29 protein-coding genes are annotated in these 26,984 nt (G+C 27.9%); 8 read left to right on the forward strand and 21 right to left on the reverse strand.

Translation table 11 applies throughout. The features are described from left to right. Positions 1-13 precede the first annotated feature (13 nt). Both CSBG_RS10190 and CSBG_RS10195 read right to left on the reverse strand, forming a co-directional pair. The gene (locus CSBG_RS10190; protein ID WP_008679242.1) at positions 14-748 is read right to left on the reverse strand and encodes a class I SAM-dependent methyltransferase; all 735 of its coding nucleotides are present in this window, start codon (positions 746-748) and stop codon (positions 14-16) included. Between the two features lie 214 nt (positions 749-962). Next, entirely contained in the window at positions 963-1,214 is a 252-nt protein-coding gene (locus CSBG_RS10195; protein ID WP_008679245.1) for a small, acid-soluble spore protein, alpha/beta type, read from the reverse strand. Positions 1,215-1,589: 375 nt separating this feature from the next. Between CSBG_RS10195 and CSBG_RS10200 the strand changes: the two genes are divergently transcribed. The 4 genes from CSBG_RS10200 (at position 1,590) to CSBG_RS18560 (ending at position 4,548) form a co-directional block, all read left to right on the forward strand. Continuing rightward, complete coding sequence (locus CSBG_RS10200) at positions 1,590-2,582, forward strand: aspartate-semialdehyde dehydrogenase (RefSeq protein WP_008679247.1); 993 nt, start codon at positions 1,590-1,592, stop codon at positions 2,580-2,582. Further along, positions 2,582-3,460 carry a 4-hydroxy-tetrahydrodipicolinate synthase gene (dapA, locus tag CSBG_RS10205; protein ID WP_008679249.1) on the forward strand — a complete coding sequence of 293 codons (879 nt, stop codon included), beginning with the start codon at positions 2,582-2,584 and terminating at the stop codon, positions 3,458-3,460. Before CSBG_RS10200 ends, dapA begins: the two co-directional genes overlap by 1 nt. A 10-nt stretch (positions 3,461-3,470) precedes the next feature. Beyond that, complete coding sequence (dapB, locus tag CSBG_RS10210) at positions 3,471-4,226, forward strand: 4-hydroxy-tetrahydrodipicolinate reductase (protein WP_008679250.1); 756 nt, start codon at positions 3,471-3,473, stop codon at positions 4,224-4,226. Between the two features lie 157 nt (positions 4,227-4,383). Beyond that, positions 4,384-4,548, forward strand: coding sequence for a hypothetical protein (locus tag CSBG_RS18560; RefSeq protein WP_008679252.1), 165 nt, complete (start codon positions 4,384-4,386; stop codon positions 4,546-4,548). A 36-nt stretch (positions 4,549-4,584) separates the two neighbouring features. On the opposite strand, the gene CSBG_RS10215 is transcribed toward CSBG_RS18560, so the two are convergent. From CSBG_RS10215 to CSBG_RS10245, 7 genes are all read right to left on the reverse strand, one after another. Then, positions 4,585-6,231, reverse strand: a complete 1,647-nt coding sequence (locus tag CSBG_RS10215) for a peptide ABC transporter substrate-binding protein (protein ID WP_008679254.1) — start codon at positions 6,229-6,231, stop codon at positions 4,585-4,587. Between the two features lie 56 nt (positions 6,232-6,287). Then, positions 6,288-7,271, reverse strand: coding sequence for an ABC transporter ATP-binding protein (locus tag CSBG_RS10220; protein WP_035285297.1), 984 nt, complete (start codon positions 7,269-7,271; stop codon positions 6,288-6,290). Beyond that, the gene (locus tag CSBG_RS10225) at positions 7,271-8,278 is read right to left on the reverse strand and encodes an ABC transporter ATP-binding protein (RefSeq protein WP_035285300.1); all 1,008 of its coding nucleotides are present in this window, start codon (positions 8,276-8,278) and stop codon (positions 7,271-7,273) included. Before CSBG_RS10225 ends, CSBG_RS10220 begins: the two co-directional genes overlap by 1 nt. A 12-nt stretch (positions 8,279-8,290) precedes the next feature. Then, positions 8,291-9,250: an ABC transporter permease gene (locus CSBG_RS10230; RefSeq protein ID WP_008679256.1), complete on the reverse strand. Its 960-nt coding sequence runs from the start codon at positions 9,248-9,250 to the stop codon at positions 8,291-8,293. A 14-nt stretch (positions 9,251-9,264) separates the two neighbouring features. After that, positions 9,265-10,182, reverse strand: a complete 918-nt coding sequence (locus CSBG_RS10235) for an ABC transporter permease (RefSeq protein ID WP_008679257.1) — start codon at positions 10,180-10,182, stop codon at positions 9,265-9,267. A 472-nt stretch (positions 10,183-10,654) separates the two neighbouring features. Then, positions 10,655-11,791: an aminotransferase class I/II-fold pyridoxal phosphate-dependent enzyme gene (locus CSBG_RS10240; protein WP_008679258.1), complete on the reverse strand. Its 1,137-nt coding sequence runs from the start codon at positions 11,789-11,791 to the stop codon at positions 10,655-10,657. 231 nt (positions 11,792-12,022) lie between these two features. Continuing rightward, the gene (locus CSBG_RS10245) at positions 12,023-12,559 is read right to left on the reverse strand and encodes a cob(I)yrinic acid a,c-diamide adenosyltransferase (protein ID WP_008679259.1); all 537 of its coding nucleotides are present in this window, start codon (positions 12,557-12,559) and stop codon (positions 12,023-12,025) included. Positions 12,560-12,712: 153 nt separating this feature from the next. On the opposite strand from CSBG_RS10245, the gene dapD reads away from it, so the two are divergent. Beyond that, complete coding sequence (dapD, locus tag CSBG_RS10250) at positions 12,713-13,426, forward strand: 2,3,4,5-tetrahydropyridine-2,6-dicarboxylate N-acetyltransferase (protein ID WP_008679260.1); 714 nt, start codon at positions 12,713-12,715, stop codon at positions 13,424-13,426. 50 nt (positions 13,427-13,476) lie between these two features. Here the strand turns inward: dapD and CSBG_RS10255 are convergent, their stop codons facing one another. Then, positions 13,477-14,142, reverse strand: a complete 666-nt coding sequence (locus CSBG_RS10255; RefSeq protein WP_008679262.1) for a single-stranded DNA-binding protein — start codon at positions 14,140-14,142, stop codon at positions 13,477-13,479. 111 nt (positions 14,143-14,253) lie between these two features. Continuing rightward, complete coding sequence (locus tag CSBG_RS10260; protein WP_051005318.1) at positions 14,254-14,961, reverse strand: polysaccharide deacetylase family protein; 708 nt, start codon at positions 14,959-14,961, stop codon at positions 14,254-14,256. A 173-nt stretch (positions 14,962-15,134) separates the two neighbouring features. Here CSBG_RS10260 and CSBG_RS10265 point away from each other — a divergent pair, with 173 nt between their 5' ends. Beyond that, positions 15,135-15,668 carry a DUF4364 family protein gene (locus tag CSBG_RS10265; RefSeq protein WP_008679265.1) on the forward strand — a complete coding sequence of 178 codons (534 nt, stop codon included), beginning with the start codon at positions 15,135-15,137 and terminating at the stop codon, positions 15,666-15,668. Here CSBG_RS10265 and CSBG_RS10270 read toward each other — a convergent pair. Then, positions 15,665-16,561, reverse strand: a complete 897-nt coding sequence (locus CSBG_RS10270; protein WP_008679267.1) for a YncE family protein — start codon at positions 16,559-16,561, stop codon at positions 15,665-15,667. The two genes, CSBG_RS10265 and CSBG_RS10270, sit on opposite strands and share 4 nt — an antisense overlap. A gap of 206 nt (positions 16,562-16,767) precedes the next feature. Here CSBG_RS10270 and CSBG_RS10275 point away from each other — a divergent pair, with 206 nt between their 5' ends. Next, the gene (locus CSBG_RS10275; protein WP_008679269.1) at positions 16,768-17,016 is read left to right on the forward strand and encodes a TIGR03905 family TSCPD domain-containing protein; all 249 of its coding nucleotides are present in this window, start codon (positions 16,768-16,770) and stop codon (positions 17,014-17,016) included. Positions 17,017-17,032: 16 nt separating this feature from the next. Here CSBG_RS10275 and CSBG_RS10280 read toward each other — a convergent pair whose 3' ends face one another. Both CSBG_RS10280 and CSBG_RS10285 read right to left on the reverse strand, forming a co-directional pair. Beyond that, positions 17,033-17,647: a peptidoglycan recognition family protein gene (locus CSBG_RS10280; protein ID WP_161956076.1), complete on the reverse strand. Its 615-nt coding sequence runs from the start codon at positions 17,645-17,647 to the stop codon at positions 17,033-17,035. Between the two features lie 123 nt (positions 17,648-17,770). Further along, a complete protein-coding gene (locus CSBG_RS10285; protein ID WP_147568004.1) occupies positions 17,771-18,145 on the reverse strand; it encodes a hypothetical protein in 375 nt (124 codons plus the stop codon). Between the two features lie 494 nt (positions 18,146-18,639). On the opposite strand from CSBG_RS10285, the gene CSBG_RS10290 reads away from it, so the two are divergent. Continuing rightward, complete coding sequence (locus CSBG_RS10290; RefSeq protein ID WP_008679273.1) at positions 18,640-19,263, forward strand: biliverdin-producing heme oxygenase; 624 nt, start codon at positions 18,640-18,642, stop codon at positions 19,261-19,263. A 25-nt stretch (positions 19,264-19,288) separates the two neighbouring features. Here CSBG_RS10290 and CSBG_RS10295 read toward each other — a convergent pair whose 3' ends face one another. The 7 genes from CSBG_RS10295 to CSBG_RS10325 form a co-directional block, all read right to left on the reverse strand. Continuing rightward, entirely contained in the window at positions 19,289-19,720 is a 432-nt protein-coding gene (locus tag CSBG_RS10295) for an Rrf2 family transcriptional regulator (RefSeq protein ID WP_008679274.1), read from the reverse strand. Between the two features lie 263 nt (positions 19,721-19,983). Continuing rightward, complete coding sequence (cysK, locus tag CSBG_RS10300; RefSeq protein ID WP_008679276.1) at positions 19,984-20,910, reverse strand: cysteine synthase A; 927 nt, start codon at positions 20,908-20,910, stop codon at positions 19,984-19,986. Positions 20,911-21,064: 154 nt separating this feature from the next. After that, positions 21,065-22,015: a TDT family transporter gene (locus CSBG_RS10305; RefSeq protein ID WP_008679277.1), complete on the reverse strand. Its 951-nt coding sequence runs from the start codon at positions 22,013-22,015 to the stop codon at positions 21,065-21,067. 247 nt (positions 22,016-22,262) lie between these two features. Next, positions 22,263-23,213, reverse strand: coding sequence for a TDT family transporter (locus CSBG_RS10310; RefSeq protein ID WP_008679278.1), 951 nt, complete (start codon positions 23,211-23,213; stop codon positions 22,263-22,265). Positions 23,214-23,236: 23 nt separating this feature from the next. Beyond that, positions 23,237-24,460 carry an FAD-dependent oxidoreductase gene (locus CSBG_RS10315; protein WP_008679281.1) on the reverse strand — a complete coding sequence of 408 codons (1,224 nt, stop codon included), beginning with the start codon at positions 24,458-24,460 and terminating at the stop codon, positions 23,237-23,239. Beyond that, positions 24,460-24,873: a 4Fe-4S dicluster domain-containing protein gene (locus CSBG_RS10320; RefSeq protein ID WP_008679283.1), complete on the reverse strand. Its 414-nt coding sequence runs from the start codon at positions 24,871-24,873 to the stop codon at positions 24,460-24,462. Before CSBG_RS10320 ends, CSBG_RS10315 begins: the two co-directional genes overlap by 1 nt. 9 nt (positions 24,874-24,882) lie before the next feature. Beyond that, positions 24,883-26,967 carry a molybdopterin oxidoreductase family protein gene (locus CSBG_RS10325; protein WP_008679285.1) on the reverse strand — a complete coding sequence of 695 codons (2,085 nt, stop codon included), beginning with the start codon at positions 26,965-26,967 and terminating at the stop codon, positions 24,883-24,885. Positions 26,968-26,984: the final 17 nt, after the last annotated feature.

Here is a 26,984-nt window from a genome sequence, read left to right on the forward strand (position 1 = left end):
TTATATTCCTCCATCACTTTTTAACTACGTACATTATTCTTTCTGTTTGATTTTCTACTTTTCTATTTGAATATCCATCAAATTTACCTATTACTTTTAAATCCAATTCTTTAAGTTTATTTTCTATAAAGCTCTCTTTGTATGCTCTTTCTAAATGCTCTTCTTCAAATCTTTCATACAATTCACCTTTTTTAACAAAGAATGTTAAATACATACTTAAAAGATCATCTTCAAAAGTATTTTCCCAAGTATAAAATACATCCTCTTCACTATATGTATATATATTATTACCTAATATCTCTGAAAGCTTATAATATGAGTTTATATCAAATATGAAAATACCATCATCATTTAAATGCTCTTTAACTCTTGTTAAGTAATCAACAAATTTAGATTCTTCTATTATATAATTAGATGAATCTAAAACTGATGTTATTAAATCAAATTTCCTATTTAGACTAAGCTCACTCATATCTTGACAAATTAACTTACATTTAATTTTTTCTTTCTTTAATTTATCAAAAGCTTCTCTAAGCATATCATCTGATAAATCTACAGCAAAAGATTCTTTGAAACTTTTAGCTAACTTCACTGTAACATTCCCAGTCCCGCATGCTATATCTAAATAATTATTAAAGTTTATATTTTCACCATTGCAAATTTCAATAATTCTTGAGCACATTTCTTCATAATTTATATCTTCATTTATTAGCTCATCATATATTTTAGCAAACTCTCCATATGTCAAAAAATTTCCCTCCCCCTTTTTAATAGAGTTTTCTAAAACTATATTAAATGTAAAATTTCCTTTAGTCAATCTATAGAAAAAAATAAAATTTTTAAATGGTTTCAATGTACGTTTTTATATACAATTTGAATGTAGTTTTATTTTATATTTTCAAGTAAAATTAGCCTTTAAGATTATATTCATAATAATTTTATATAATTAATCAAAAATAGTTTTATTTTCTTCCTAGAATTTCTTCATTTGTTGGTATCTTTAACATTCTCTTTCTTTTTGTCATTATACCACCTATACGCCCTGTTTCTTCTGCTGTTAATCCTCCCCATCCATATTGATCTACTTTATCCTTTAAACCTAGTTCATCAGCTATTTCATACTTTATTTTTTCTCTTAAAATTTCAGCTTCAGATAATTCCTTATTTGATTTAATTTTTGATTTTATTATTTTTTTTAATGGTGTTTTACTCATTTTAATACCCCCTATAAATATGATATTTATATTTTTTCCAAAAGTTTTTCTAATATACTATCAAAATTAATTATTCACTATATACTTCAAAATTTTATATATTATAATAAAGTATTGAATTTATTCAAATATTTAACTATAGTATTAGTAAGTATATTTTATATAAGTTACTATATTGATTAGTATTAAGCTAACCTATAAATGACAATTTGCATCTTAATAACTTATGTAAAAATTAAATAATATATATGATTTCAAATTTTCTATTTTACTTAAAAAGCAAGTATATTAACCATTTAATATACTACTAATTTGAATTAAGTAGATTACTATTGAAACATATATATTTACATTAATGAAAAGGGGGACAAACTTATGTACAATGTTGCTATAGTTGGGGCTACTGGTAACGTAGGTAGAAAGTTTTTAGAAATTTTAGAGGAAAGGAATTTCCCTATAAAAACTCTATATCTTTTTGCTTCAAAAAGATCAGCAGGCTCTAAACTAAAATTTAAAGAAAATGAGATATTAGTTGAAGAAACCTTAGAGAAAAACATTAAAAATAAGAAAATAGATTTTGCCTTATTTTCAGCAGGTGGAGATATAAGCTTAAAATTTTCACCAATTTTTGCATCTTATGGTGCTATTGTAATTGATAATTCCAGTGCATTTAGAATGGATAAAAATGTTCCTTTAGTAGTTCCTGAAGTTAATCCTGAAGATATAACTTGGCACAATGGTATTATAGCAAATCCCAATTGCTCTACTATACAAGCTATGATACCATTAAAGGTTCTATTAGAGAATTATGGTATTAAGAGAATTGTATATTCTACATACCAAGCAGTTTCAGGTGCTGGTATGCAAGGTATAGCTGATTTAGAAGACGGAATTAAAGGACTTGCACCTAAAAAATTTCCTTATCCAATAGCAGGAAATTGCCTACCTCATATAGATGTTTTCCTAGACAATGGATATACAAAGGAAGAGATAAAAATGATTGAGGAAACAAAAAAAATACTTCATAATAGTAATTTAAAAATTACAGCAACTGCAGTAAGAGTACCAGTTCTTAATAGTCATAGTGAAAGTATAAATGTTGAACTTGAAAAGCCTTATGAGTTAAATGATATAATTAATTTATTTATAAATGCTAAAGGACTTACTGTTTATGATAATATAAACGAGCTCGAATATCCTACTGCTTTAATGGCATCTGGAAAAGATGATGTTTTTGTTGGTCGCATAAGAAGAGATTTTAGTACAGATAATGGATTAAATCTATGGGTAGTTGCTGACAATATTAGAAAAGGAGCTGCTTTAAATGCAGTTCAAATAGCTGAACTATTAATAAGGAGTGATATGTAATGTCAATTTTTAAAGGCTCTGCTGTTGCAATAGTTACACCTTTTAATGATTCCGGTGTAAACTATGGAAAACTTAAAGAATTAATAGAATGGCATATAGACGAAGGAACAGATGCTATTGTAATTTGTGGTACAACCGGTGAAGCTAGTACAATGACTAATGAAGAGCGAAAAAAAGCTATAAAATTTACCGTTGATGTAGTAAACAAAAGAATACCTGTAATTGCTGGAACAGGCACTAATGACACTAAAGCATCTGTTGAAATGAGTGAATATGCCCAAAGTGTAGGCGTAGACGCTCTTTTAGTTATAACACCTTATTATAATAAAACAAACAACAAAGGTCTTTTCAAGCATTTTGAATCAATAAATAATGCAGTAGATACTCCTATAATATTATATAATGTTCCTAGTAGAACTGGAGTAAATATAACACCTATTCAACTTTTAGAATTATCTAAGCTTAAAAATATAGTTGCTATAAAAGAAGCTAGCGGAAATATAAGCCAAGTAGCTAAAATGAAGGCTTTATGTAAAGATAATATAGATATTTACTCTGGAAATGATGACCAAGTAGTTCCTATTATGGCCCTTGGAGGTTTGGGAGTTATTTCTGTCTTAGCTAATATAATGCCTAAAGCGGTTCATGATATGGCTACAACATTTTTATCTGGCAACACTAAAAAAGCTCTACAAATTCAATTAGACACTTTAGATATAGCTAATAAATTGTTTATAGAAACTAATCCAATCCCTATAAAAACAGCACTAAACTTAATGGGAAAAGATGTTGGTGCATTTAGATTGCCATTATGCGATATGGATGATAAAAATCTTGAAATACTGAAATATTCTTTAAAAGAATATAATTTAATTTAAGGAGTTTACTATGATAAAAGTTTTATTAAATGGTTGTTGTGGAAAAATGGGCAAAGTAATTATAGAAGCAGTGAAAAACTTTCCTAATATAGAGATAGTAGCAGGAATTGATAAATATCCAAATGATCAATCTAATTTTAAGATATATACTAATTCTGATGATGTTGATATAAATTATGATGTTTTATTGGACTTTTCTAGACCTGAGGCACTTACTGATATTTTAAAATTATCAACAAAGAATAATAAACCTGCTATATTATGTTCTACTGGATATACTGATGAAGAATTGCTACTTATTTCAGAAAAAAGTAAAGTTATACCTTTATTTAGGTCAGCTAACATGTCATTGGGTGTAAACTTATTAAATTCATTGCTAAAGAAAATAGTTCCTACCCTTTATGAAAATTATGATATTGAAATAATCGAAAAACATCATAATCAAAAAGTAGACTCACCAAGCGGAACTGCTCTTTTACTTGCAGATACAATAAAGGATTCTATTCCAAATGAATCAAATTATATCTATGGAAGAAGTGGAAAAAGAAAAAGAGAAAAAAATGAAATTGGAATTCATGCAATTAGAGGCGGATCAATAGTTGGAGATCATGATATTATATTTGCAGGTTCTGGAGAAATAATCGAATTATCTCATAAGGCAATATCAAGAGAAGTTTTTGCAGTTGGTGCATTGAAAGCATGTGAATTTATGAGTGATGTTATAGAACCTAAATTATATAATATGGACGATGTATTAGGAATTTAAATATATAAAGAAATTAGAATTTTAAATATTATTTAATATAAAAAGAGATGAGAATTTTAAATACTTCTCATCTCTTTTTCTTTAAGAATCTTTTTCCAGTTTAAAAATCTATTATAGTGTAAAACTATAATATCACTAATTATAAGGAGGTAATATTATGGCTAAAGATAGTCAACCCGATAATAAAAAAGCTAGAATGGAAAAATGCAATTATCAAACTCCTTTAACTGAAGAAGGACATAATCATAATCCTAATGCAAAACATAAATCTATAAAAAGAGAAGGTTTTTCAAGTCAGCATTTTAATAGAGCCGGTAATTAAAAAAGAAGAGTCATATGACTCTTCTTTTTATTAAAATTATTCTTCACCTTCGATATATGCTTTATCAAAGAATACATGTCCTAAAGCTGAAACTCTAACACCCTTAACTTCTGGCTTAGCGCCTTTTACTTTAGTATAGTAGTATAATGGGATGATAGGCATATCTTCCATAATCATGTCTTCTGCTTGTCTCATTAATTCCCATCTCTTAGTTTGATCAGCTTCTTTCTTAGCTGCTGCAACTATCTTATCATATTCTGGATTTGAATATCCAGCATCGTTATTTCCTCCGCCAGTTACCCATAAATCTAAGAATGTCATTGGATCAACATAATCTCCTGACCAACCATGTCTAGCAATTTGATATTGCCCTTGTTGTCTTGAGTTTAAGAATACTTTCCATTCTTGGTTAGCTAATTCAACTTTTACACCAATCTTAGCCCAGTCTTGTTGAACTGCTTGAGCTATTAAACTGTGGTCTCCTTCAGTGTTATACATAAATTCTAATGTTGGAAGACCTTCTCCATTTGGATATCCTGCTTCAGCTAATAATTTTTTAGCTTCTTCTATATTTGCTACATTTGCATCATAGTATTCTTTATTTGCAAATTCTTCACCCTTGTCATTTAAAATTCCTTTAGGAACAAAGCTATATGCTGGAATTTGTCCTGACTTGGTAACATTTTCAACTATACCTTTTCTATCAATAGCAAGACTTAATGCTTTTCTAACTTTTGGATTGCTTAATGCTTTTTTAACATCTGCTGATAATGTATCTTGTTTACCAACATTTAATACTAACATATATGTTGCAAGGTTTGGATAAATTGTAACTAAACCTTCTTTTTTTCCACCTTCAATTTCTGCTGGTGGAACTGTATCAACCATATCGAAATCTCCAGATTTTAATGAAGCATATGCAGTATTTTGATCAGTAACTAACTTAAATACTACTCCTGGAAGCTTAACTTCATCCTTATTCCAGTAATTTTCATTTTTTTCAAATATTAATTGATCTTTCATGTCCCATTGAGTTAATTTGAAAGGTCCATTTGAAACATAAGTTTCTGGTTCAGTTGCCCATCCTTCTGGATTAGCAGAAACTATATCTTCTCTTAATGGGAAATATGTTGTAAATGCAGTAAGTTCAGCAAAGTAAGCTGTTGGTGCTTCTAAAGTAACTTTTAATGTATGATCATCTACAACTTCAATACCTAATTCTTCTCTAGTAGCTTTTCCTTCATAGAAGTTTTCAGCATTTTTAATATAGAATAATTGGTATGCATATTCAGATGCTGTTTCCTTAGTTAAAGCTCTGATCCATGAATATTCAAAGTCTTTTGCTGTAACTGGCTCACCATCAGTCCATTTAGCATCTTTTCTCAAAGTAAATGTATATACTAATTGATCATCAGATATATCCATTTTTTCTGCTACACCTGGTACAGCTTTTTCATTTTCATCAAGCCTCATTAATCCTTCAAAAGCATTTTCAATAATTGATCCTGCTCCTGAAGAAGTATTTAATGTAGGATCGATTGTTTCTGGATCTTCTCCTAAGTTATAAATTAATTTTCTTCCACTATCAGCTGAATCACTATTTCCACAACCTGCGAAAACAGACATTCCAAGCGTAAGTGTTAGTGCAACTGCGCAAATTTTTCTAAGCTTATTGCTCTTCATTGTTAGTCCCCCTTAATATATGAAATTTATACTAATTGCTTGTATGCAATAGATATCTAATCATTGAATAAATGACACGCTACAAAGTGACCTGGTTCAACTTCCTTAAGTTCCGGATCAACTTCTCCGCAAATTGCTTTGGCATATTTGCATCTACCTTTAAATCTACATCCTGGTGGTGGATCTATTGGTGATGGAATATCTCCTTCTAAAACAATTCTTTTATTTGATTTAGCTTCCTTAGGATCTGGAATTGGAACTGCAGAAAGTAATGCTTGTGTATATGGATGTTTAGGTTTTAAATAAACATCATCAGCAGGTCCCTTTTCAACCATTTTTCCTAAATACATAACTCCTATGTGAGTTGAAATATGCTTAACCATAGATAAGTCATGAGCTATAAATAAATAAGTCAACCCAAATTCTTCTTGAAGCTCTTCTAACATATTGATAACTTGAGCTTGAATTGAAACATCAAGTGCTGATATAGGCTCGTCACATACTATAAAATCTGGTTGTACTGCAAGTGCTCTTGCAATACCTATTCTTTGTCTTTGCCCACCTGAAAATTCATGAGCATATCTGTTTATATGGCTTCCATTTAAGCCAACCCTATCTAAAAGGTATCTTATTCTCTTAGTTCTTTCTTCACCTTTATATAATCCATGAATATCTATAGCTTCACCTATAATATCCCCTACAGTCATTCTTGGATTTAATGAAGCATATGGATCTTGGAATATCATTTGCATATTCTTTCTTAAAGAAACCATTTTCTTTTCACTAAAATTAGTTATATCTTCACCATTAAAAATTATTTGTCCAGAAGTTGGCTCGTATAGCTTTAATATAGTTCTTCCAGTTGTAGTTTTACCACAACCTGATTCACCAACTAATCCTAATGTTTCTCCTCTTTTTATACTAAAAGAAACATTATCAACAGCCTTTACAAAGCTTTTCTTAGCAAACATTCCTTTATTTACAGGGAAGTATTTACAAAGGTTTTTAACCTCTAAAATAACATCATTTTTCTTTTCCATTATTCTTCCCTCCTTACTGGTGATTCAACCTTTGGTGCATTTTCATGACATAACCAGCAAGCTGCTCTATGTCCTTCTGATATTTCAAATAACGGTGGTTGCTTTTCTATACAAACTTTCATTGTATATTTACACCTTGCCGCAAATGGACATCCTACTGGTGGTTTTAAAAGATCTGGTGGTTGCCCTTCAATCGGAGTTAACTTTTCTTTAATCTCACTTTTTGGATTAGGAACACTATTTAATAATCCCCATGTATATGGATGCTTTCCATTATAGAATATATCTTCATCCGATCCTTCTTCTACTACTAATCCACCATACATAACATTTATTCTTGTACAAAGGTCAGCTACTACTCCTAAATCGTGTGTAATTAATATAATTGAACTATTAACCTTTTCTTTTAAACCCTTCATTAAATCTAAAATTTGTGCTTGAATTGTTACATCTAAAGCAGTTGTTGGTTCATCTGCTATTATAAGTTTAGGTTCACAAATAAGACTCATAGCTATCATAACTCTTTGTCTCATACCACCTGAAAATTCATGTGGATATTGTTTAAGTCTCTTTTCAGGACTTGGAATTCCTACCATATCAAGCATTTTTATTGCTAAATCGTTTGCTTCTTTTTTTGAAACTTTTTTATGTTTTATTAAATGCTCAGTTAATTGTTGTCCCACTGTAAATAAAGGATTTAATGAAGTCATAGGATCTTGGAAGATCATTGCCATTTCATTTCCTCTTATTTTTTGCATTTCTTTCTCAGTAGGATTTGTTATATCCTGACCATCAAACATAATGTTATCTGACTCTATAATTGCATTATCAGCTAACAATCTCATTAAAGACATCATAGTTACTGATTTTCCGCAACCAGATTCTCCAACAATTCCCAGTGCTTCCCCTTTATCTAAGTATAAGGATACTCCTCTTACCGCTTGTACATCACCTATATGTGTTCTAAAGGAGGTCTTTAAATTTTTAACTTCTAATAATCTACTCATCTGTAATTCCTCCTATCTCTTATTCTTTGGATCTAAAGCTTCTGTTAATCCGTCACCAAATAAGTTAAATGCTAAAATAATTATACAAATAGCTCCTGCTGGGAATAATAATTGATATGCAGCAGTGCTTAATAATCCACTAGCATCATTTGCTAAAGTACCTAAAGATGCAAGTGGTGCATTTATACCTAAACCTATAAAGCTTAAGAATGCTTCTGTAAAGATTGCTTGTGGTACGAATAAAGTTAATGTTACTAATATAGATCCTAAACAGTTAGGAATTAAGTGTCTAAATAAAATTCTTGTTTTTGAAGCTCCAAGAGCTTTTGCTGCAAGAACGAATTCTTGTTGTTTTAATGAAAGGATATCTCCTCTTACTATTCTTGCCATACCAACCCAATAAGAAATTGCCATTGCTAATATAATAGTAGTTAATCCTGTTGATCCTTCCTTTTTAAATGTAGCCATTAAAATTATTACATATATTTGTGTAGGAATAGAATATAACACATCTACTATTCTCATCATTATATTATCTACTTTACCGCCGAAGAAACCTGCTATTCCTCCATATAATACACCTATAACTAAGTTTATAGCTGCTGCAGAAATAGCAATTATAAGAGAGTATCTAGATCCATACATAACTCTTACAAATAAATCTCTACCAAGGTTATCTGTACCAAACCAGTGCTGTGCACTTGGTCTTAAATCTGTTCCACTTAAATTTGTATCATAATAAGTATATCCCATTACTTTTTCCATTATTACTGGCCCTAAGAATGCAAATAATACCACTACTACTATCATAATTAATGAAAATAATGCTACTTTATTATTTTTTAATCTTCTCCAAGCATCTGCCCAATATCCAACGCTTGGTCTTACTATTTGTTCAAAATTCTTTTCCTCTTCACTTAAAGGAGTAAATAATTCTTTGTCTATGTCTAAATTCATTTTTAAATCTTCCATGTCTTTACCCCCTCTTATGCCTCTAACTTAATTCTTGGATCTATTAATACATATACTATATCTACTAATAAGTTACATATAACTATTAGCGTACAATAGAATGCTGTAACCCCTAATAATGATGTGTAATCTCTATTAGTTATAGATAATGTAAACTCATTTCCAAGACCTGGTATTGCAAATATCTTTTCAACTACAAATGATCCTGTTAATACACTTGCTACTAATGGTCCTAAATATGTAACAACAGGTATTAATGAATTTCTTAATGCATGTTTAAATATAATTGTTTTTCCACTTAACCCTTTAGCCTTTGCAGTTCTTATATAATCTGACTTTAATACTTCTATTAATTTACTTCTTGTTAATCTTGTTATAAATGCCATTGAACTTCCTGAAAGAGCTAAAACTGGCATGATATAATTGCTTGGCTTACCTAATCCCGTAGCCGGTAATAATTTCAACTTAACTGTAAATATATAAATTAAAAATGTTCCCATTACAAAGCTTGGTATTGTTATTCCTAAAGTAGCTAGTACCATACAAACTCTATCCGGCCACTTGTCCGCTTTTAAAGCAGCTATTATTCCAAGTAAAACTCCAGCTACAACTGAGAATATTATTGATGCCGTACCAACTTTTGCTGAGTTTGGAAAACTCTTTTTTATTGTTGTTAAAACTTCTCTTCCTTTATACTTCATTGATTTACCAAAGTCACCTTTTAAAAGATTCTTCATATAAATCGTATATTGTTCTCCAACAGGTTTGTCCAACCCATATTTTTCGTTTAGTTGGGCTTTCATATCCGGTGTTATTTTTTCTCCATCAAATGGACCACCCGGCATCATTCTTACTAGAAAGAATACTATAGTTACAACTGCCCAAACAGTAACTATACTAGTTAAAAGCCTCTTTCCTATATACTTTACCATTTGTTTTCAACCCCCATTCATGATTCTACGCACATTCCATTTTGTAGATATTAATAATTATATTATATTATTGAAATTTGTCAATTAACATTTTAATTTTACATCGAGTATTTTAATAATATATCAAAAAAGTTAAAGTTTTTTTCAAAATCCGCAAAAGAATATTTCTGTTATTAGTAAACGCTTACATTTGCATTTTTTCTTGTTTTATGCAAGTATAATTATTAATCCTTCATTTTTCTAATTATTATTAATCTATAATTTTTTTAACATAATATATTTCTTCAATCTTTTCATTTTGCGGACATTTATTAAAATATGTTCGTTTACCATGAACAAGATTTTATGCATTTTATTGAAATATTATATAATAAAATAAGAATATTTATTCAAAATCAAAAGCTGATTAATATAACATTTATAATTATATTAATCAGCTTTTACTAATTTTTATTTTATTAGAATTCTTTCTTTAATATAAAGTATTAATATACTTCTCCAAAGAGTTTAATGCAATTTCTAATTCTTCAATAGAATAGCAATATGATATTCTAACGTATCCTTCTCCCCCACTCCCAAAAGCACTTCCAGGAACGCATGCAACTTTTTCTTCTTTTAATAGATTTTCACAAAATTCTTCTGAACTAATATTAAATTGCTTTATAGATGGAAATATATAAAAAGCTCCACTAGGCGAGAAACATTCCAATCCCATAGCAGTCAATCTATTCTCCACATAGGTTTTTCTATTTATAAATTCCTCTTTCATTTTTTCTACATTATACAAACCATACTTTAATCCTTCTAAAACACCATACTGCCCAATTGAATTAGTACAAGATACATTATATTGATGAACTTTTGCTATTTCTTTTAAATATTTCTCAGCTGCGGCAATAAATCCTATCCTAATACCAGTTATAGAGAACATTTTTGAAAATCCTCCTATATAAATGATATTTTCTTTTATTTCATTACACATTGCTACACTATAATAATTGTCATAGCAAAAAGCTTCATATATCTCATCAGTAACAACAATTAGGTTATATCTTCTTATTAAATCTATTAACTTATTATATTCATTTTTCTTAAGAACTGCTCCTGTAGGATTACATGGATATGATAATACCATATATTTTATATCTTCTTTTTTTAATAACTCATTTAACTCGTTAAAATTTATAGAAAAATCATTATTTAAATTATAACTAATAACTTCTCCGCCTAAAATATTCACTATATTTTCATAAGCTGGATAACTTGGATTAGGAATAAGTACTTTATCATTTTTATTTATTAATGAAGAAATAGATGAGTATAAGGCTTCGCTTCCACCAACTGTAATACATATTTCTTCCATTGAATAATTAATGCCCCTTCTATTTAAATAAGTAGAAATTTCTTTTCTTAATTCTAAAAGTCCAAAATTATCGGTATAAACCGTTTTATCTTCTTCAATAGCTTTTATCATACCATACTTTATTTCCTTTGGTGTTTTAAAATCTGGCTCACCTAAAGTTAATGAAATCGCCCCATCTACTTTTTTTACTTTATTGAAGAATCTTCTTATGCCTGATATTTTAACATTATTTAAATTCTCATTCATTCTAATACCCCATTTTATAATTAATTATTGATGAAATTAATTGTTGTAAATTGCGAAGCAATTTATTAATGAAAGAATTAAAAAAATGAAAGATTAAGGTTGTTTTGCTACGCAAAACTTAAACTATAGGTGCCAAGCACTTTCCATTCTAAAATCCTGTAGTATTTTCACCTTATTTTTTTCATTCCTTCATTTTTTAATTTTTTAATTTTTTTGCTTCGCAAAATATAACTAATATTCAATTCCTTTTCTTGCTTCAACACCTTCTTCAAAATAATGTTTAATACACTTCATTTCTGTAACTAAATTACTCTTTTTTAAAATTTCTTCTGGTATATCTCTTCCTGTAAGTATCAGCTCCATAGTTTCAGGTTTATTATCAATAATATATATGACCTCTTCTACTGTTAAAAACTTATTATATAAAACTCCCATTATTTCATCTATTATTAAAATATCACATTTATTTTCTTTTATTGTATTCAAAATAAATTTATAACCTTCTCTAATCTCAAGCTTCAACTCTTCCTTTTCAGCTTCATTTAAATTCCATACAAAGTCTCTTTGTTTTTCAAATCTAAATAATTTAAAGTTATCACCAAGTTCGTCAATTGTTTTTAGCTCCCCAGTTGGACCTCCTTTTAAGAATTGAATCATATATACCTTTAACCCATTTCCATAAGCTCTCATACCTTGTCCTATGGCTGCAGTAGTTTTTCCTTTACCATTTCCTGTATAAACCTGAACTAGTCCTTTATTTAATTTCATACTATCAACTCCTTTTCATAAATTGTACATTATGTACAACTCTATTGTAAACTAAATATATTTTAACATATTTTTACTTCTTTCCTATTGATATACATTGAATATATTGATATAATTTCTTCATTCTAACCTTATAGTATAGGAGGGTATAATATGAACTATAATGAGTTAACAGATCCTTATGAAATTGCAAAATTCATAAAGGATACACAAAAAACAACGCCAGTGAAGGCATATATTAATGGAGATTTAAGTAATGCTGATTTAAAAGATCTAGAATGGTATGGTACCAATAACTTTTATATACTTTTTGGTGAAGCTAATATAGTTAATGAATTTATAAAAGAAAATAAGCACCTTATAAATCATTATAGATTTGAAAATGATAGACGAAACTCAGCTATTCCTATGCTAAACCTTTTAGATATAGATGCAAGAATAGAACCTGGTGCAATAATAAGAGATAAGGTGAAAATTGACAAAAATGCTGTTATTATGATGGGTGCTGTAATTAACATAGGCGCTGAAATAGGCGAATGCACTATGGTAGATATGAATGCAGTAGTTGGCGCTAGAGGAAAGCTAGGTAAAAGAGTACATTTAGGAGCTGGTGCCGTAGTTGCTGGAGTTTTAGAACCTCCAAGTAAATCCCCTTGTGAAATTGGAGATGATGTTTTAATAGGTGCTAATTCTGTTATATTAGAAGGAGTAAAAATAGGTAATGGTTCTGTTATTGCAGCTGGATCCGTAGTAGTTAAAGATGTTCCTTCTGGTGTTGTTGTTGCTGGTAGCCCCGCTAAAATAATTAAAATAGTTGATGATCAAACAAAAGATAAAACAAAACTTTTAGATGATCTTAGAAAATAGCTGCTACATAATAAAAGGTGAAAAGCAAAGCTTTTCACCTTTATTTTATATTACATAACTTCTTGTTCATTACTTTCATGATCTGATTCTAAATGATCATTTTGAACCTTTTCCATTTTTGATACTGATACTTCATAAGCAATTTTTTTAATTACATCAGTATCACTAACTTTCTTTTGGTATTCTCTACTTTGTAACCTTCCCCAAACTCTAATGTTGTCTCCAACTTCTAGAGTTTGACAGAATCTTGAATTTCTTCCCCAAGCAATTGTAGGAATATAGTCTGATTTATTATATGCTCTATTTACAGCTAATAATACATCAGCGATTTCTCTTCCAAACGGAGTTGTTCTATAAACAGGTTCCTTACATATATATCCATCTAAGAAAATTTCATTTGGATTCTTACTTCTTTCAATACAAGGTTCTATATTTCTAGCAAATACAGTTAAAATAAGTTTATTTGATCCATCAACAAACTTATTATATGATCTTAATTGTCCATCTACTATTATTTCCTTATCAATTGATAAATCCATATTAGCTATTAATCTTTCTGATACTGTTATGTTTAAAACATCAACTGAATCACTAAGTCTCATAACCTCCATTGAAAATGTATAAAACCCTTCCCCATACATTTCATGGCTAAATTCTAGTTCTGATATTACTTTTCCCTCTAAATAAATCTTGTTATTTAACATCAAGTTGTCCATCTCTAACCCCTCTCTCCCTTAGTAATAATTTTAGTTAGTTATACTTTTTAACCCCACTGGATATATTTCCATTATAATACATTATATCATCATTTTTCAATATTTTTTAATTTATTTTTTTATTTGCTCACCTTTATCATCAATATAGTAATTATCTTCATATATCATTTGACCAACTTGAGCAAAGCTATATCCATCTTCACTTAGTTTTTTTATTATTCTATCTAGATTTCCTGGTGTGTACTTTGCATTATTATGAAAAAGTAAAATAGATCCTGAAGTTACTCTCTTCATAACTCTATTATACTCTTCATCTGCACTAGCTTGCTTCCAGTCAACTGAGTCTACATCCCATTGAATACATTTATATCCTTGGCTACTTACAAAGTCCAAAGATTTTTTACTATAATCGCCACTTGGAAATCTAAATAAATTAGGCTTAACTCCTACAGTTTCCTCTATTATTTTATCTGTTTTATCTAGTTCTTCTTTCATCCTCGTTTCATTTATCTTTGTAAACATAGGATGAATATAACTATGGTTTCCTATTTCATGCCCCCCTTCCTTTATCTTCACAAGCTTTTCTCTATTTTCTTCACTATAATTTACCCAACCTCCCATTATAAAAAAGGTTGCCTTTACATTGTATTTATCTAGTACCTCTAATATGTTATAAATTTCATCTTTTTCAGCCCAATTTATGTCAAAAGTTAATGATATAACCTTTTCATCCTTATTAACTCTATAAATGGGCTTATCATTAGAAGCTTCTAAAGAAACCTCCCTAAAATCCTCTTTAAATAAAATAGACAAAACCATTGTACATAATAATAATAATAAACTTATTACTACTCTATATCTCCTTTTCACAAAAAACTCCTTAAATTGCTATCACTTATTTATATTCTGAAAAATAATATTAATGACTATAATAACAACTTAGTAAAATTTATGATATAATTAATTTATACTTTCTAAAATGGAGGTTTAATATGTACGAAAACTCAGCAGAATTAGCAGAAAACAAATTACTAGTTTTATATGTAATGGAATCTTTAAAGTCTCCCATTACTAATACTCAACTTACTGAAATTATATTAGAAAATAACTTTATAAATTATTTCACTCTTCAACAATATATTAGTGAACTTGTTTCGTCAGAATTTTTAAGATATGACATGGTAAATGATAAAAATTTAATTTATATAACTGAAAAAGGATCAAATGTTCTTTCTTTCTTTTCTGATAGAATTTCAACTATGAAAAAGAAGATAATCGATGACTATCTTCTTTCCATGATTGACTCTATAAAAAAGGAGTTAACTATTCATAGTGATTATACATTAGGTAAAGATAATGCTTTTATAGTAGATTTACAAGCATTAGAAAATGAAAATCTTTTAATTTCTTTAAAGGTATCTGTTCCTTCTAAAAAACAAGCATTATCATTATGCAATAGATGGAAAAGCAACCCTTCTGATATTTATACTAAAATCATGAACTCTTTATTTAGTGATGACGACTAATACAAAGTCATAGCATTAGGTTCCTTACCTACTGTTATGACTTTTATTTTATTTTCATTTAAGTTTATACATATAACTCTTCCATTTAAATAATCAGATACAAAAGCTATTTTACCAAATTTAATTATTGATTTAGGCATACCACCTAAGCTCATTTTTCTACATTTCTTATAGTTGCTTTTATCTATTATAGTAAGAGTTCCGTCCCCAAAATTACAAATATAAATAATTTCTTCATCTTCTAAAATATCTACAGGTGATTTCCCGACCTTTATTCTATTTAAAGATTCAAATGTCTTTATATTAAATACCTCAATATATCCCTCTTTATCATCACCCATACAGCTTTCACATACATATAATAACTTCTTATCATTAGAAACTTTAAGCTTTGTTGGATATTCTAATGTGCTTAACTCCTTTATAACCTTATTTGTAGTCACATCTATAATAGATACATTATTACTCTGAAAATTTGAAACAAATAATAAATTAAAACTCTTACATATTTCTATATTATGAGGCCAACTATTAACAGCTATATCTAGTGCTATCTTTTTTTCTTTTATATCATAAATGACAACTGAATTAGATTCTGAACATGCAATATATAAATAATTTTTGTCAATAGCCAAGTCATTTGGATGAGCTCCTACGTAAATACTATTTTCCTCTTTAAATGTATTCATATTTATTAAAGATATTGAGTTACTATAACTATTGGCAGTATAAGCTATATTATCATTTAAGCAAATGCTACTAGGCCCTAAAGGCTTGTCTATCTTTCTTAAGAACATTTCTTCAGTTACTAATTCTTCTTTACCAAAATCTTCATCTATAGATACTTTACTTATAGAATCACTACCTGTATTGCATACAATTAAAGAGTTCATATAGCACCTTCCTTTCTAGAAATTAAATATAGATTAATATATTTTATAATAATTTCCATAAATACTATGTACATTTACAATATATGATTTATTTAGTTAAACGGGACAACTTTTTATCTTTTATTTCAAATTTCCACATTTTCTCTTCATTTCTACTTGATATAGATATATAATACTACTTGTACAATATTTAGGAGGGATATACAATGTTTGTTTATAAGACTAATGGGGTTTGTTCTACAGAAATACATTTAGATGTAGAAAATAATATTATTAAAAATGTTGAATTTGTTAGAGGATGTGCTGGTAACCTTATGGGTATATCAGTTTTAGTAAAAGGCATGAAAATTGATGAAGCCATTGATAAATTAAAAGGAATTGATTGTAAAGGCAAAGGTACATCTTGTCCTGATCAATTATCTAAAGCATTAGAAGAATATAAAAAATCTGCATAATAAGAAGGAGTGTAAATCACTCCTTCTTATTATAATTTTCAATCAAAGTTATTACTTTGTCTCTAATATCTTCAATCGGAAAATTTTCACCTGGACAAAGAGTTTTATAAACATCTCTATGTCCTATTATTTTATAAATATCATATTTTAATGATGTATATAATGATAGTTTATATAAGCTTTCTAATTGTTCTTCTGTTGGATACTCATCTTCAAAATTTCCTTCTAAACAAATTCCAATTGAACTGTTATTTTCTCCTTTTGTATGTGCACCTTCGGCGTTTTCTGGTCTTCCAGAATATATACTTCCATCTTTTCTTATATAATAATGATATCCAATTCCTTTCCATCCTTTAGATTTATGATATTCATTTATTTCTTCAGGACTCCATTCACCTCTTGCAGAATGATGATATATTATCTTATTAGGATTATTAGTTAATTCTAATCTTTCTTTCCATTTATAATCTCTATATATAATATTTAAATCTTTTTCTAATAATTTTATATCATCATAACTAATATTTACATTATAAAAAGTTCTATAGCTTATCTTAAAATAGCTTCTTAAATTTTCTTTAAATAATACTAATATAACTAAAGAACTAATCTGAATAATTATTAATAACAAAATCTTATTTAATTTCAAATTTATTACCTTTTTATAATCATATATTATTTTTCATTATTATATTATTATAAAAAAAAGGTAAATATTCTAAAACTAGAATATTCACCTTAACTTTATACACTTCTACAAAATAAAACTTATTAGTAAAGATATTGATCCTACAATTACTAAAGATATAGTTGTAATATCAATATTTATATTAACTTTACATGAATCAATTATTCTTCCTCTATCGATTTCGTTTGTTTCTAAGCTTATATTAGCTAGCCACTGTGGATTAATTTGACCAAAATCTTGAAGAGATAAACTCATAGGATTTCCTCCTACCGCAGAAAATATACCCATCATTAATATTATTATGCCTTCAACAAAAATCACATCTCTAAAATTATACCCTTGAAAACTAGAAATAATTTCTCCTAAACTAAAAGTAACCATCAAGCTAATAATACAAATAGTTATAAATTTTGATAAAGTTTTTGAATTCTTTTTAATCATAAGAATCATCATCCACCCTTCTTTGAAATCAATTACATTATAGCATTTTAACCATTTTTTACAATATACTATTAAACTCCTAGGCTTTATTTAAATTATTAATATTATAAAATTTTACAATTATCTTTAAAGAAATTAACATTTATTGCATATATAATTTTTTATAATTTAATATATTTATAAATGTATTATCATATAAATATATTTATATAATTTAAAAGTTTTCTTCTATAACAATTAAATAAATTTTTAATTAGAAATACTACTTTTTAAAATTTTTCACAATATATATGAACACGGTTCATATATTGACTATTATGAACTATGTTCAAGATATAAAATGCTAATTCCATAATTTCGCTTTTCAAGAAAAAATCTAAAGGATTATAAGGATATAAAGAGTTTGATATTTTAACCATTAAAAATTATTATTAATATAAAGAATTAATTAATAATAATTTTTATTTAATTGTTATTTTAAAGGAGTGACTATAATGAATAATTTAATGATGGAAATTAGAGACAGAAGTAATGTATTACACAAAGCAACCGAAAATACCGGTTTCACAAAAAGACTTCTTAATAAAAATGCTACTATTGAAAGTTATGCCGAATATATCTACAACTTATATTACGTATATCAAGCTATTGAAAATAATCTAGAGAATTTAAAGGATATAGAAACTATTGCTCCATTTGCAACACCAGAATTATATAGATCTGACTTTATTAAAGAAGATTTAAAAAATATTATATCAACTACATCATTTAAACCTCTATCCTCTACTATAGCATATGTAGATAAAATTAATCACGCTTGTGCAAAAAATCCTAAATTAATAATTGCTCATGCATATACAAGATTTTTAGCAGATTTATTTGGTGGTAGAATATTTTATAGTTTACTAAAAGATCATTATAATATAAATAATGATGGTTTAAATTATTACTCTTATAAGGATCTTGGAGATATGAAAGCTTATGTTATGAATTATCACAATATGCTAAATACCCTTACTCTTACTGTCGAGGAAAAAGAAGAGTTTATCATTGAAATTTGTAATTCATATATTTATAATATGGCAATTTCAAATGAGCTAGATTCTAAATGCTTTTAAAAAGAAGTGGCAAAGCCACTTCTTTTTAAATATAGTATATAATTGTATCTTTTGATTTCTTATACTCATTTACTAAATCTTCTAATGTTATAGCAGAAAAATATTTACTTATTAAACAATTTATATCTTTCCATAAATTTTTATTTATAAAATTTTCTAATTCATTTTCTTCTTCTTCATTTATATCTATAAATATATTTTCACCTTCTAAAACTTTTAAAATTTCACTAATTGTTAATTCACTTGGATTTTTTCCCAATATATATCCACCTTGAGCTCCTTTTCGACCAACTATAATCCCACCTTTTCTTAATAAAGAAAATATTTGTTCTAAATATCTTTCTGAAATATTTTGTCTTTCAGATATTGTCTTTATACTTACATTTTCAGAATCTATATTTATAGCTAAATCAATTAATGCTCGTAAACCATATCTTCCTTTAGTTGAAATTTTCACATAATCACCTTTTTCTTTTTATTTTATATATTTCAATTAATATATATCCAAACAAAAATATAATATCAAATAAATAGTTATTAAATTTATTCAATTCAAATAGTACAATTGAAAGCATAGATTATAATTTCCTATTACTAAATAATATCTTTATCTAAATTCTATCCATTATTGCAGCTTTTAGTTAAGAACTTAATCTTTACTATAACTCATATATTTAATAATAAAAGCCACTACTATAAATAGCAATGACTTTATTATAATTATTTATATAAATCAGTTGATAAATATCTTTCTCCTGTATCAGGTAATAAAACAACAATATTTTTATTCTTATTTTCTTCTCTCTTTGCAAGCTCTGTAGCTGCTACTATAGCTGCTCCTGCTGAAATTCCAACTAACAGTCCTTCTGTCCTAGCAATATCTTTAGATGCTTTAAAGGCAGCTTCATTTTCTACTGCAATTACTTCATCTATTATTGAAATATTCAAGTTTTGTGGTATAAATCCTGCCCCTATTCCTTGTATTTTATGTGGTCCTGGCTTTCCCCCTGCAATAACTTGAGAATTTGTCGGCTCAACAGCTACTATCTTTACATTAGGATTTTTAGCTTTTAAAACTTCTCCTACTCCAGTAATCGTTCCACCTGTACCAACTCCGCCTACAAATATATCAACATTTCCCTCTGTATCTCTTAATATTTCTTCAGCAGTAGTTTTTCTATGAATTTCAGGATTAGATGGATTTTCAAACTGCTGTAGAATAACTGAATTTTCTATTGTGCCCTTAAGTTCATTTGCCTTCGCTATAGCTCCCTTCATTCCTTCTGATCCAGGAGTAAGAACTAATTCAGCCCCTAATGCCTTTAAAAGATTTCTTCTTTCTAAACTCATAGTTTCTGGCATAGTTAATATTAATCTATATCCCTTTGCAGCAGAAACAAATGCTAAAGCTATTCCTGTGTTTCCACTTGTTGGTTCTATAATTACTGAATCTTTATTTAAAATCCCTTTTATTTCTGCATCAATTATCATTCCATATCCAATTCTATCTTTTACACTACCACCTGGATTGAAATATTCTAATTTACCTATAATAGTTGCTAAAGTGTTATTTTCCTTATTATAATTAGATAATTCTAGTAATGGCGTGTTCCCTATTAATTCAACTAAACTTTTTGCTATTTTCATTTTAACCTCTCCTTATATATCCCACTATTCCGATATGTTTATTTTATACTTATATAATACTCTATTTTCATTAATTTGTGAATATCTTTTTTAAATTATAAAAAAAGAAATTGTATCATTATTATTATACAATTTCTTTTAAATTAAACATATTTTAATTTTCTTTAATACTTTTCATAAACATAGTAAAAAAATTAAATAGAACAAATGTTATTATTCCTGTAGTAATATATATCTGTATTCCTGATATTTGCTTTATAATATTTCCTATCATTTCATATCCATCATTAATTAAGAAGCCTGACATTTTAATTGAAGCTAAAGTACCTATTGCCATTGGGAATGTTAATCCTGCAAAAGCTGGAGTGAATTTATAAGAGAAAAATTTGGGTAGCTTGTACACTACAAATAAAAGTGTACTAAACACTAAAATATATAATAAATATAATAAAATTTTATTAGGCTCTTCGACAACATTTATATAGCTAACTACACAAAGGCTTGATGGTGCTAATAATATTGCTTGTGTATGAAAAAATGTCTCTTTTAAAGGTATAGTTTTTAATCTTATAATCATGAATGGTAATATTACTAATAATACCATTATCCCATAATATAGTACTATCTTACTTATTAAAGGTTCTTTCATTACAGAACCTACTACTGTTGAAACCATTAACCCATTATAAGTTACAAACCAACTTGGAACAAATGTATCTTTATTTACTCCCTTAATAACATTTCTATATGTAAATATTATTATATGTACTGTATGTAATAGAACACCTATAACCCATAGCATTTTTCCAAAAGAATTATTATAGTCAAAGTAATATCCACCTAATATCATAGTTATCATAGTTATTCCTGCATAAAGACTAGCTGGAACTGTATTTGAATACTCTTTTTTACAAGTAGGATAAAATGCTAAAATTTTAACTAAATATGCTATTAAAATACCAGTTGCTATCCACATCGTTAAATGCCTTACCCAAGTATATCCTAACGATGAGTAAATGTTTGATAATGTTGCTGCTCCTACCATTGTAGGTATTATTGGAATAGGTAAATTTTCTATTTTTCTAAAAATTAAATTATTTTTCATAATTCCTCCTAAGCTAGTTTTAATTATTCTGTTAAATTCACATTTTAATTTCAATACTTATTGTTAATTTTTTCACTTATATATGTATAAAAGATCTTTTATCATAATTCAACACTAGCATTATATCACTAATAAATATAATTTCCGTGATATTTATCACAAAGTATCATTTTTGTTAAAACAAAAAAAATACTACACTTCTTTTAACTATAATAATATCTAGCTTAATGAAGTGTAATATTCTTATTTAATTAGTTTTTAAACTTTTAAATAGTATGTGTATAAATTTATACAAAACATATGCTATTATGGTTGTAGTAATATATATTTGTATTCCACTTACTTCTTTTATAGTATACCCTAAAAAATCATTATTCAATTTTATAAAAAATGATGATGCTTTAATTGATGCAACTATACCTATTGCCATAGGGAATGTTAAACCTGCAAACCCAGGCGTAAAATTATAAGAAAAAAACTTAGGTAACATATATAAAATAAATAATAATGTTAAAAATATTATTGAGTAAAGAATATATACAAATATCTTATTAGGATTATCTATAAAATTTAAATAACCTACTAAACAAAGGCTAGATGGTGCTAATAAAATAGCTTGAGTATGAAATAATGCATCATTTATAGGCTCTTTTCTTAATCTAGAAATCATAAAGGGCATTATTAATAAAAAAACTACAATTCCATAATACACTATAATCTTACAAATAAAAGGTTCATTCATAGGAATTCCCACCACTGTTGAAACCATTATACCATTATATGTTACAAACCAGCTTGGAACAAATGTTTCTTTATCTACTCCTGAAAATACATTTTTATATGTGAAAATTATTATATGTATTCCATGTAATATTATACCAATATACCAAAGCCCTTTTCCTATTATTTCATTAAAATCAAAATAATAAGATCCTAATATCATTAATATCATAGTAAATCCTGCATATAAACTTGAAGGAACTGTATTACTGTATTCACTTTTACATGTGTCAAAATAAATTGTTATCTTTATAACATAAGCAATTAATATTATAGTTGCACATACCATTGTTATGTGCCTTATCCATGTATATCCCAAAGTCTGATACACATTAGATAAGGTAGCTGCTCCAACCATTGTTGGCAAAATTGGTACAGGCATATTTTTTATCTTTTTTAACAGAGATTTATTCTCCATAATATACTCCTTTTTATTTATCTTTAGTATACAAACTCTAAATTTTCTGTTTCATTAAAAAAGTCTGAATAATCAATATCAAATAAAGGTTTTTTAACTCTATCCACATTTATTTTTTGTTTTATAAGTTGCGTCAAAACTCCAACGTATGATAAATCCCCTTGAACTATAGCTCCATAAATTGCTCCATCTTTATAAATTATCTTTTTATAATCTTTTCCATCAATATCAGTTATTTCTTCATAGCTTTCATCTGGCTTTACAACCATACCTAATGACATAGTAGCTACTCCGCAAAAATTCATTGTATTTTTACTTCCAAAATAATCTTCCATAAATGTTTCTTTACCAACCATATTATTTGCAGCTATCATCCCTTCTTTCACTGCTGTTGGCCATATTGGATTTCTTCCTGTTATATCCCCTGCACCATAAACATCTCTAACATTTGTTTCACCTTTTGCATTTATTATAAGGCCAAATTTATCGCATTCTATTCCACTATCTTTCAAAAATCCTATATTTGATCTAACTCCCGTGCAAGCGATTATTAACTCACATGGTACTTCTTCTCCAGTATTAAGTTTTATAGAAATAGGATTATTTTCATCATCTACAATTACTTTTTCCGCCCTAACACCAAACTTTAAATTTACTCCCTCTTTTTTTAATCTTTCTTCATATATATTTGCAGCATATTTATCTAATTGGAGAGGAAGAAGTCTATCACCCATTTCAATCAATGTTATATTTACATTGTAATCTAACAATCCTGCTAACGCATCAACACCAACAAGTCCAGCACCTAAAATTACAATATTTTTCACTTTTCTCGCAATATTTTTAATTTTTATAGCATCATCTAGATTTCTTAATCCTATTACATTATTAGCACTTCTTAAATTTTCTATTGGAGGTAAAAATGATGATGATCCAGTAGCAAGTAAAACTTTATCATACCTTAAATTATCTTCATTAGATAACTTTAATAATTTTTCTTTTATATCTATTCCAATAACTTCTACTCCTTTTATCCATTTTATTTTATACATTTCAAAAAAATTGTCTGGTGAAAAGTCTAAATCTTCTATATCCCTTCTTCCATCTAAAAAATGATGAAGTATGCATCTTGAATAAACATGATCATCTTTAGATACTAAAGTTATTTCTGCATCTTTATCATGCTCTCGAATTGTTCTTGCTGCATTAATTCCAGATGCTGATGCACCTACTATAACATATGCCATTATTTATATACCTCCTCTAAGCTTAATGCTCCCATAGGACATCTATCTACGCAATGTGGATATTTAGTATCTGTAGATAGACACATATCACATTTCATTACTTCTCTATTAGTTTGATAATCCATTTTTAATACTCCATAAGGACAACCCATTATGCACATATAACATGTTGCACAACGACTTTTATCATATATGACATATCCACTTTCATCATCTCTTCTCATTGCTCCAGTTGGACATGAATATACGCACTCTGGTCTTGTGCAATGCCTACAATAAATTGGTGCATACCTTCCTTCACTATTAATAACAATCCTTCCTCTTGTATCTCTACATCCATGAGAAACCTTACAAGCAGTTGTACAAGTTAAACAGCCTATACATTTCTTTCTATCGATTTTTATCCTTTTCATAATAATCTCCTAATTGATTTTTTCTATTTTTACTGGACCATATTTATAATTAGGTTCCTTTGAGTACGTATCAAATATTGATGGCAGTACAGAATTTGCTTCTATATAATGCATTGGTGCATAAAGCTGATCTTTTTTAACAGTTCTACTTAACTTAACAAGGAATTGGTTGCTTATTCCATTTGGTGAACTTACTTTAACCATATCATTTTCTTTAATACCTAGTTCTTCTGCTAAATCAGTATTAATATTTATGTACCCTTTCTTCATAATTATAGCTTCTACATCTGGAATTTCTCTTGTTCTTGTTTGGGTATGCCATTGCCCAACTGTTCCTCTACCTGTATTTAAAATATATGGATATTCTTCACTTTGCTCAAAAGGAGGATTAATTATATCTTCATAAATAAATTTTGCTTTTTTATTTGGAGTATAGAACTTTCCATCTTCAAATAATCTTCTTTCTTCTTTTTCAATATCATCTCCTTCTTTAAATGGCCATTGAATTCCCTTTGAGTCCTTTAGCATATCATAGCTTACACCAGTTATATCACAAGGCATATTTCTAGTACATTCCTTCAAAGTTTCAAAGGCATCTCTTGGTGTTTTCCATTTATCTAAAAGACTTCCCATTCCAAGAGCATTTCCTATTCCTAGTAATATGTCATAATCACTTAATTCATCTTTTTTCTTTTCAAGCACTGGCTGAATCTTGGATAATCTTCTTTCCGTATTTATTAAAACACCTTCTTTTTTCAACCCATTTGTTGAAGGAAGTATAAGATGAGCATATTTACATGTTTCTGTATCACTATAAATATCCTGCACTGCTAAAAACTCTAATTTTTCAGCTGCTTTTTTGAATTCCAAACTATTTATCCATGATACAACTGGATTTGTTGCTAGTACCCAAAGGGCTTTTATTGTTCCATTATTTATACCTTCAATTATTGCATTATATGGTATTGTAGGCTTTTTAGGTAGCATCTCTTCGTCAATTCCTAAAGCTTTAGCGACTACTTTTCTTCTAGCTTTATCAGTATATTCTCCTCCACCATAAAGTCCAGTAGTATTACTAAACAACCTTGATCCCATAGCATTACATTGACCTGTTATTGAATTAGCTCCAGTTCCAGGCCTTCCAATATTTCCAGTCATAAGAGCCAAATTTATCACGGCTTGTGCAGTTCTAACAGCTTGATATCCTTGATTTACACCCATAGTCCACCAAAATGATACTCTTTTTCCTTCATGTATTATTTTAGCTAATTCTAATACTCTTCCTTTTGATATTCCTGTGTACTCTTCAACATCATTTATGTCATATTTTTTAACATGATTTTTAAATCCTTCAAAATCTTCAGTACTATTTTTTATAAATTTTTCATCTATCCACCCTTTTTCAATTAATACATTTGCTAATGTATATAAAAGTCTTAAATCACTTTTAGGCTTTATATCTATCCACATGTCTGAATTAGTTACTGTTTCAGTTCTTCTTGGATCTATACTTATTATTTTTTTATCTTTATTTCTATTTTTTATAACTCTACTCCAAAGAATTGGATGCGCTACTACAGGATTACAACCTATAAATATCATTACATCAGATAGTTCTAAATCTTCAAATGTGTATGGTGGAGAATCAAACCCAAAACTTTGTTTATATGCAACAACTGCTGTTGCCATACAAAGTCTAGTGTTACCATCCCCATTTCCACCTAGAAATGTTCTTCCAATATGTCCTGCCAATGCCATTTCTTCTGTACATAACTGTCCTGTGCTTAAAAATGCAAAGCTTTCTTTACCATATTCATCTTGAATTTTTTTTACTCTTTCTGCAAATATATTAAATGCTTTATCCCAAGATATATGTTCTAGCTCACCTTTTTCATTTCTTAATAATGGTAATACAGGATTTTCATATATAGTATTTTGTTTATCTAAGTTAAGACCCTTAACACAACAAAAGCCTCTATTTACAGGGTAATCCTTTGCTGGCTTAACCCTTTGTATAAATCCGTCATCTTCAACATGAAAATCAAAATTACATGCTATAGAACAATAGTTACAAGTAGATCTAACAACTTTCATATTTTTACTCCTCTTCA

The organism is Clostridium sp. 7_2_43FAA, assembly GCF_000158375.2.
Taxonomy (GTDB): Bacteria; Bacillota; Clostridia; order Clostridiales; family Clostridiaceae; genus Clostridium; species Clostridium tertium.

What these genes read in the sequence shown, in the direction of transcription:
- CSBG_RS10195 (WP_008679245.1), bottom strand. Translation starts at nt 1,214, where the DNA reads ATGAGTAAAACACCATTAAAAAAAATAATAAAATCAAAAATTAAATCA.
- CSBG_RS10200 (WP_008679247.1), top strand. Translation starts at nt 1,590, where the DNA reads ATGTACAATGTTGCTATAGTTGGGGCTACTGGTAACGTAGGTAGAAAG.
- dapA (WP_008679249.1), top strand. Translation starts at nt 2,582, where the DNA reads ATGTCAATTTTTAAAGGCTCTGCTGTTGCAATAGTTACACCTTTTAAT.
- dapB (WP_008679250.1), top strand. Translation starts at nt 3,471, where the DNA reads ATGATAAAAGTTTTATTAAATGGTTGTTGTGGAAAAATGGGCAAAGTA.
- CSBG_RS18560 (WP_008679252.1), top strand. Translation starts at nt 4,384, where the DNA reads ATGGCTAAAGATAGTCAACCCGATAATAAAAAAGCTAGAATGGAAAAA.
- CSBG_RS10215 (WP_008679254.1), bottom strand. Translation starts at nt 6,231, where the DNA reads ATGAAGAGCAATAAGCTTAGAAAAATTTGCGCAGTTGCACTAACACTT.
- CSBG_RS10220 (WP_035285297.1), bottom strand. Translation starts at nt 7,271, where the DNA reads ATGGAAAAGAAAAATGATGTTATTTTAGAGGTTAAAAACCTTTGTAAA.
- CSBG_RS10225 (WP_035285300.1), bottom strand. Translation starts at nt 8,278, where the DNA reads ATGAGTAGATTATTAGAAGTTAAAAATTTAAAGACCTCCTTTAGAACA.
- CSBG_RS10230 (WP_008679256.1), bottom strand. Translation starts at nt 9,250, where the DNA reads ATGGAAGATTTAAAAATGAATTTAGACATAGACAAAGAATTATTTACT.
- CSBG_RS10235 (WP_008679257.1), bottom strand. Translation starts at nt 10,182, where the DNA reads ATGGTAAAGTATATAGGAAAGAGGCTTTTAACTAGTATAGTTACTGTT.
- CSBG_RS10240 (WP_008679258.1), bottom strand. Translation starts at nt 11,791, where the DNA reads ATGAATGAGAATTTAAATAATGTTAAAATATCAGGCATAAGAAGATTC.
- CSBG_RS10245 (WP_008679259.1), bottom strand. Translation starts at nt 12,559, where the DNA reads ATGAAATTAAATAAAGGACTAGTTCAGGTTTATACAGGAAATGGTAAA.
- dapD (WP_008679260.1), top strand. Translation starts at nt 12,713, where the DNA reads ATGAACTATAATGAGTTAACAGATCCTTATGAAATTGCAAAATTCATA.
- CSBG_RS10255 (WP_008679262.1), bottom strand. Translation starts at nt 14,142, where the DNA reads ATGGACAACTTGATGTTAAATAACAAGATTTATTTAGAGGGAAAAGTA.
- CSBG_RS10260 (WP_051005318.1), bottom strand. Translation starts at nt 14,961, where the DNA reads ATGGTTTTGTCTATTTTATTTAAAGAGGATTTTAGGGAGGTTTCTTTA.
- CSBG_RS10265 (WP_008679265.1), top strand. Translation starts at nt 15,135, where the DNA reads ATGTACGAAAACTCAGCAGAATTAGCAGAAAACAAATTACTAGTTTTA.
- CSBG_RS10270 (WP_008679267.1), bottom strand. Translation starts at nt 16,561, where the DNA reads ATGAACTCTTTAATTGTATGCAATACAGGTAGTGATTCTATAAGTAAA.
- CSBG_RS10275 (WP_008679269.1), top strand. Translation starts at nt 16,768, where the DNA reads ATGTTTGTTTATAAGACTAATGGGGTTTGTTCTACAGAAATACATTTA.
- CSBG_RS10285 (WP_147568004.1), bottom strand. Translation starts at nt 18,145, where the DNA reads ATGATTAAAAAGAATTCAAAAACTTTATCAAAATTTATAACTATTTGT.
- CSBG_RS10290 (WP_008679273.1), top strand. Translation starts at nt 18,640, where the DNA reads ATGAATAATTTAATGATGGAAATTAGAGACAGAAGTAATGTATTACAC.
- cysK (WP_008679276.1), bottom strand. Translation starts at nt 20,910, where the DNA reads ATGAAAATAGCAAAAAGTTTAGTTGAATTAATAGGGAACACGCCATTA.
- CSBG_RS10305 (WP_008679277.1), bottom strand. Translation starts at nt 22,015, where the DNA reads ATGAAAAATAATTTAATTTTTAGAAAAATAGAAAATTTACCTATTCCA.
- CSBG_RS10310 (WP_008679278.1), bottom strand. Translation starts at nt 23,213, where the DNA reads ATGGAGAATAAATCTCTGTTAAAAAAGATAAAAAATATGCCTGTACCA.
- CSBG_RS10315 (WP_008679281.1), bottom strand. Translation starts at nt 24,460, where the DNA reads ATGGCATATGTTATAGTAGGTGCATCAGCATCTGGAATTAATGCAGCA.
- CSBG_RS10320 (WP_008679283.1), bottom strand. Translation starts at nt 24,873, where the DNA reads ATGAAAAGGATAAAAATCGATAGAAAGAAATGTATAGGCTGTTTAACT.
- CSBG_RS10325 (WP_008679285.1), bottom strand. Translation starts at nt 26,967, where the DNA reads ATGAAAGTTGTTAGATCTACTTGTAACTATTGTTCTATAGCATGTAAT.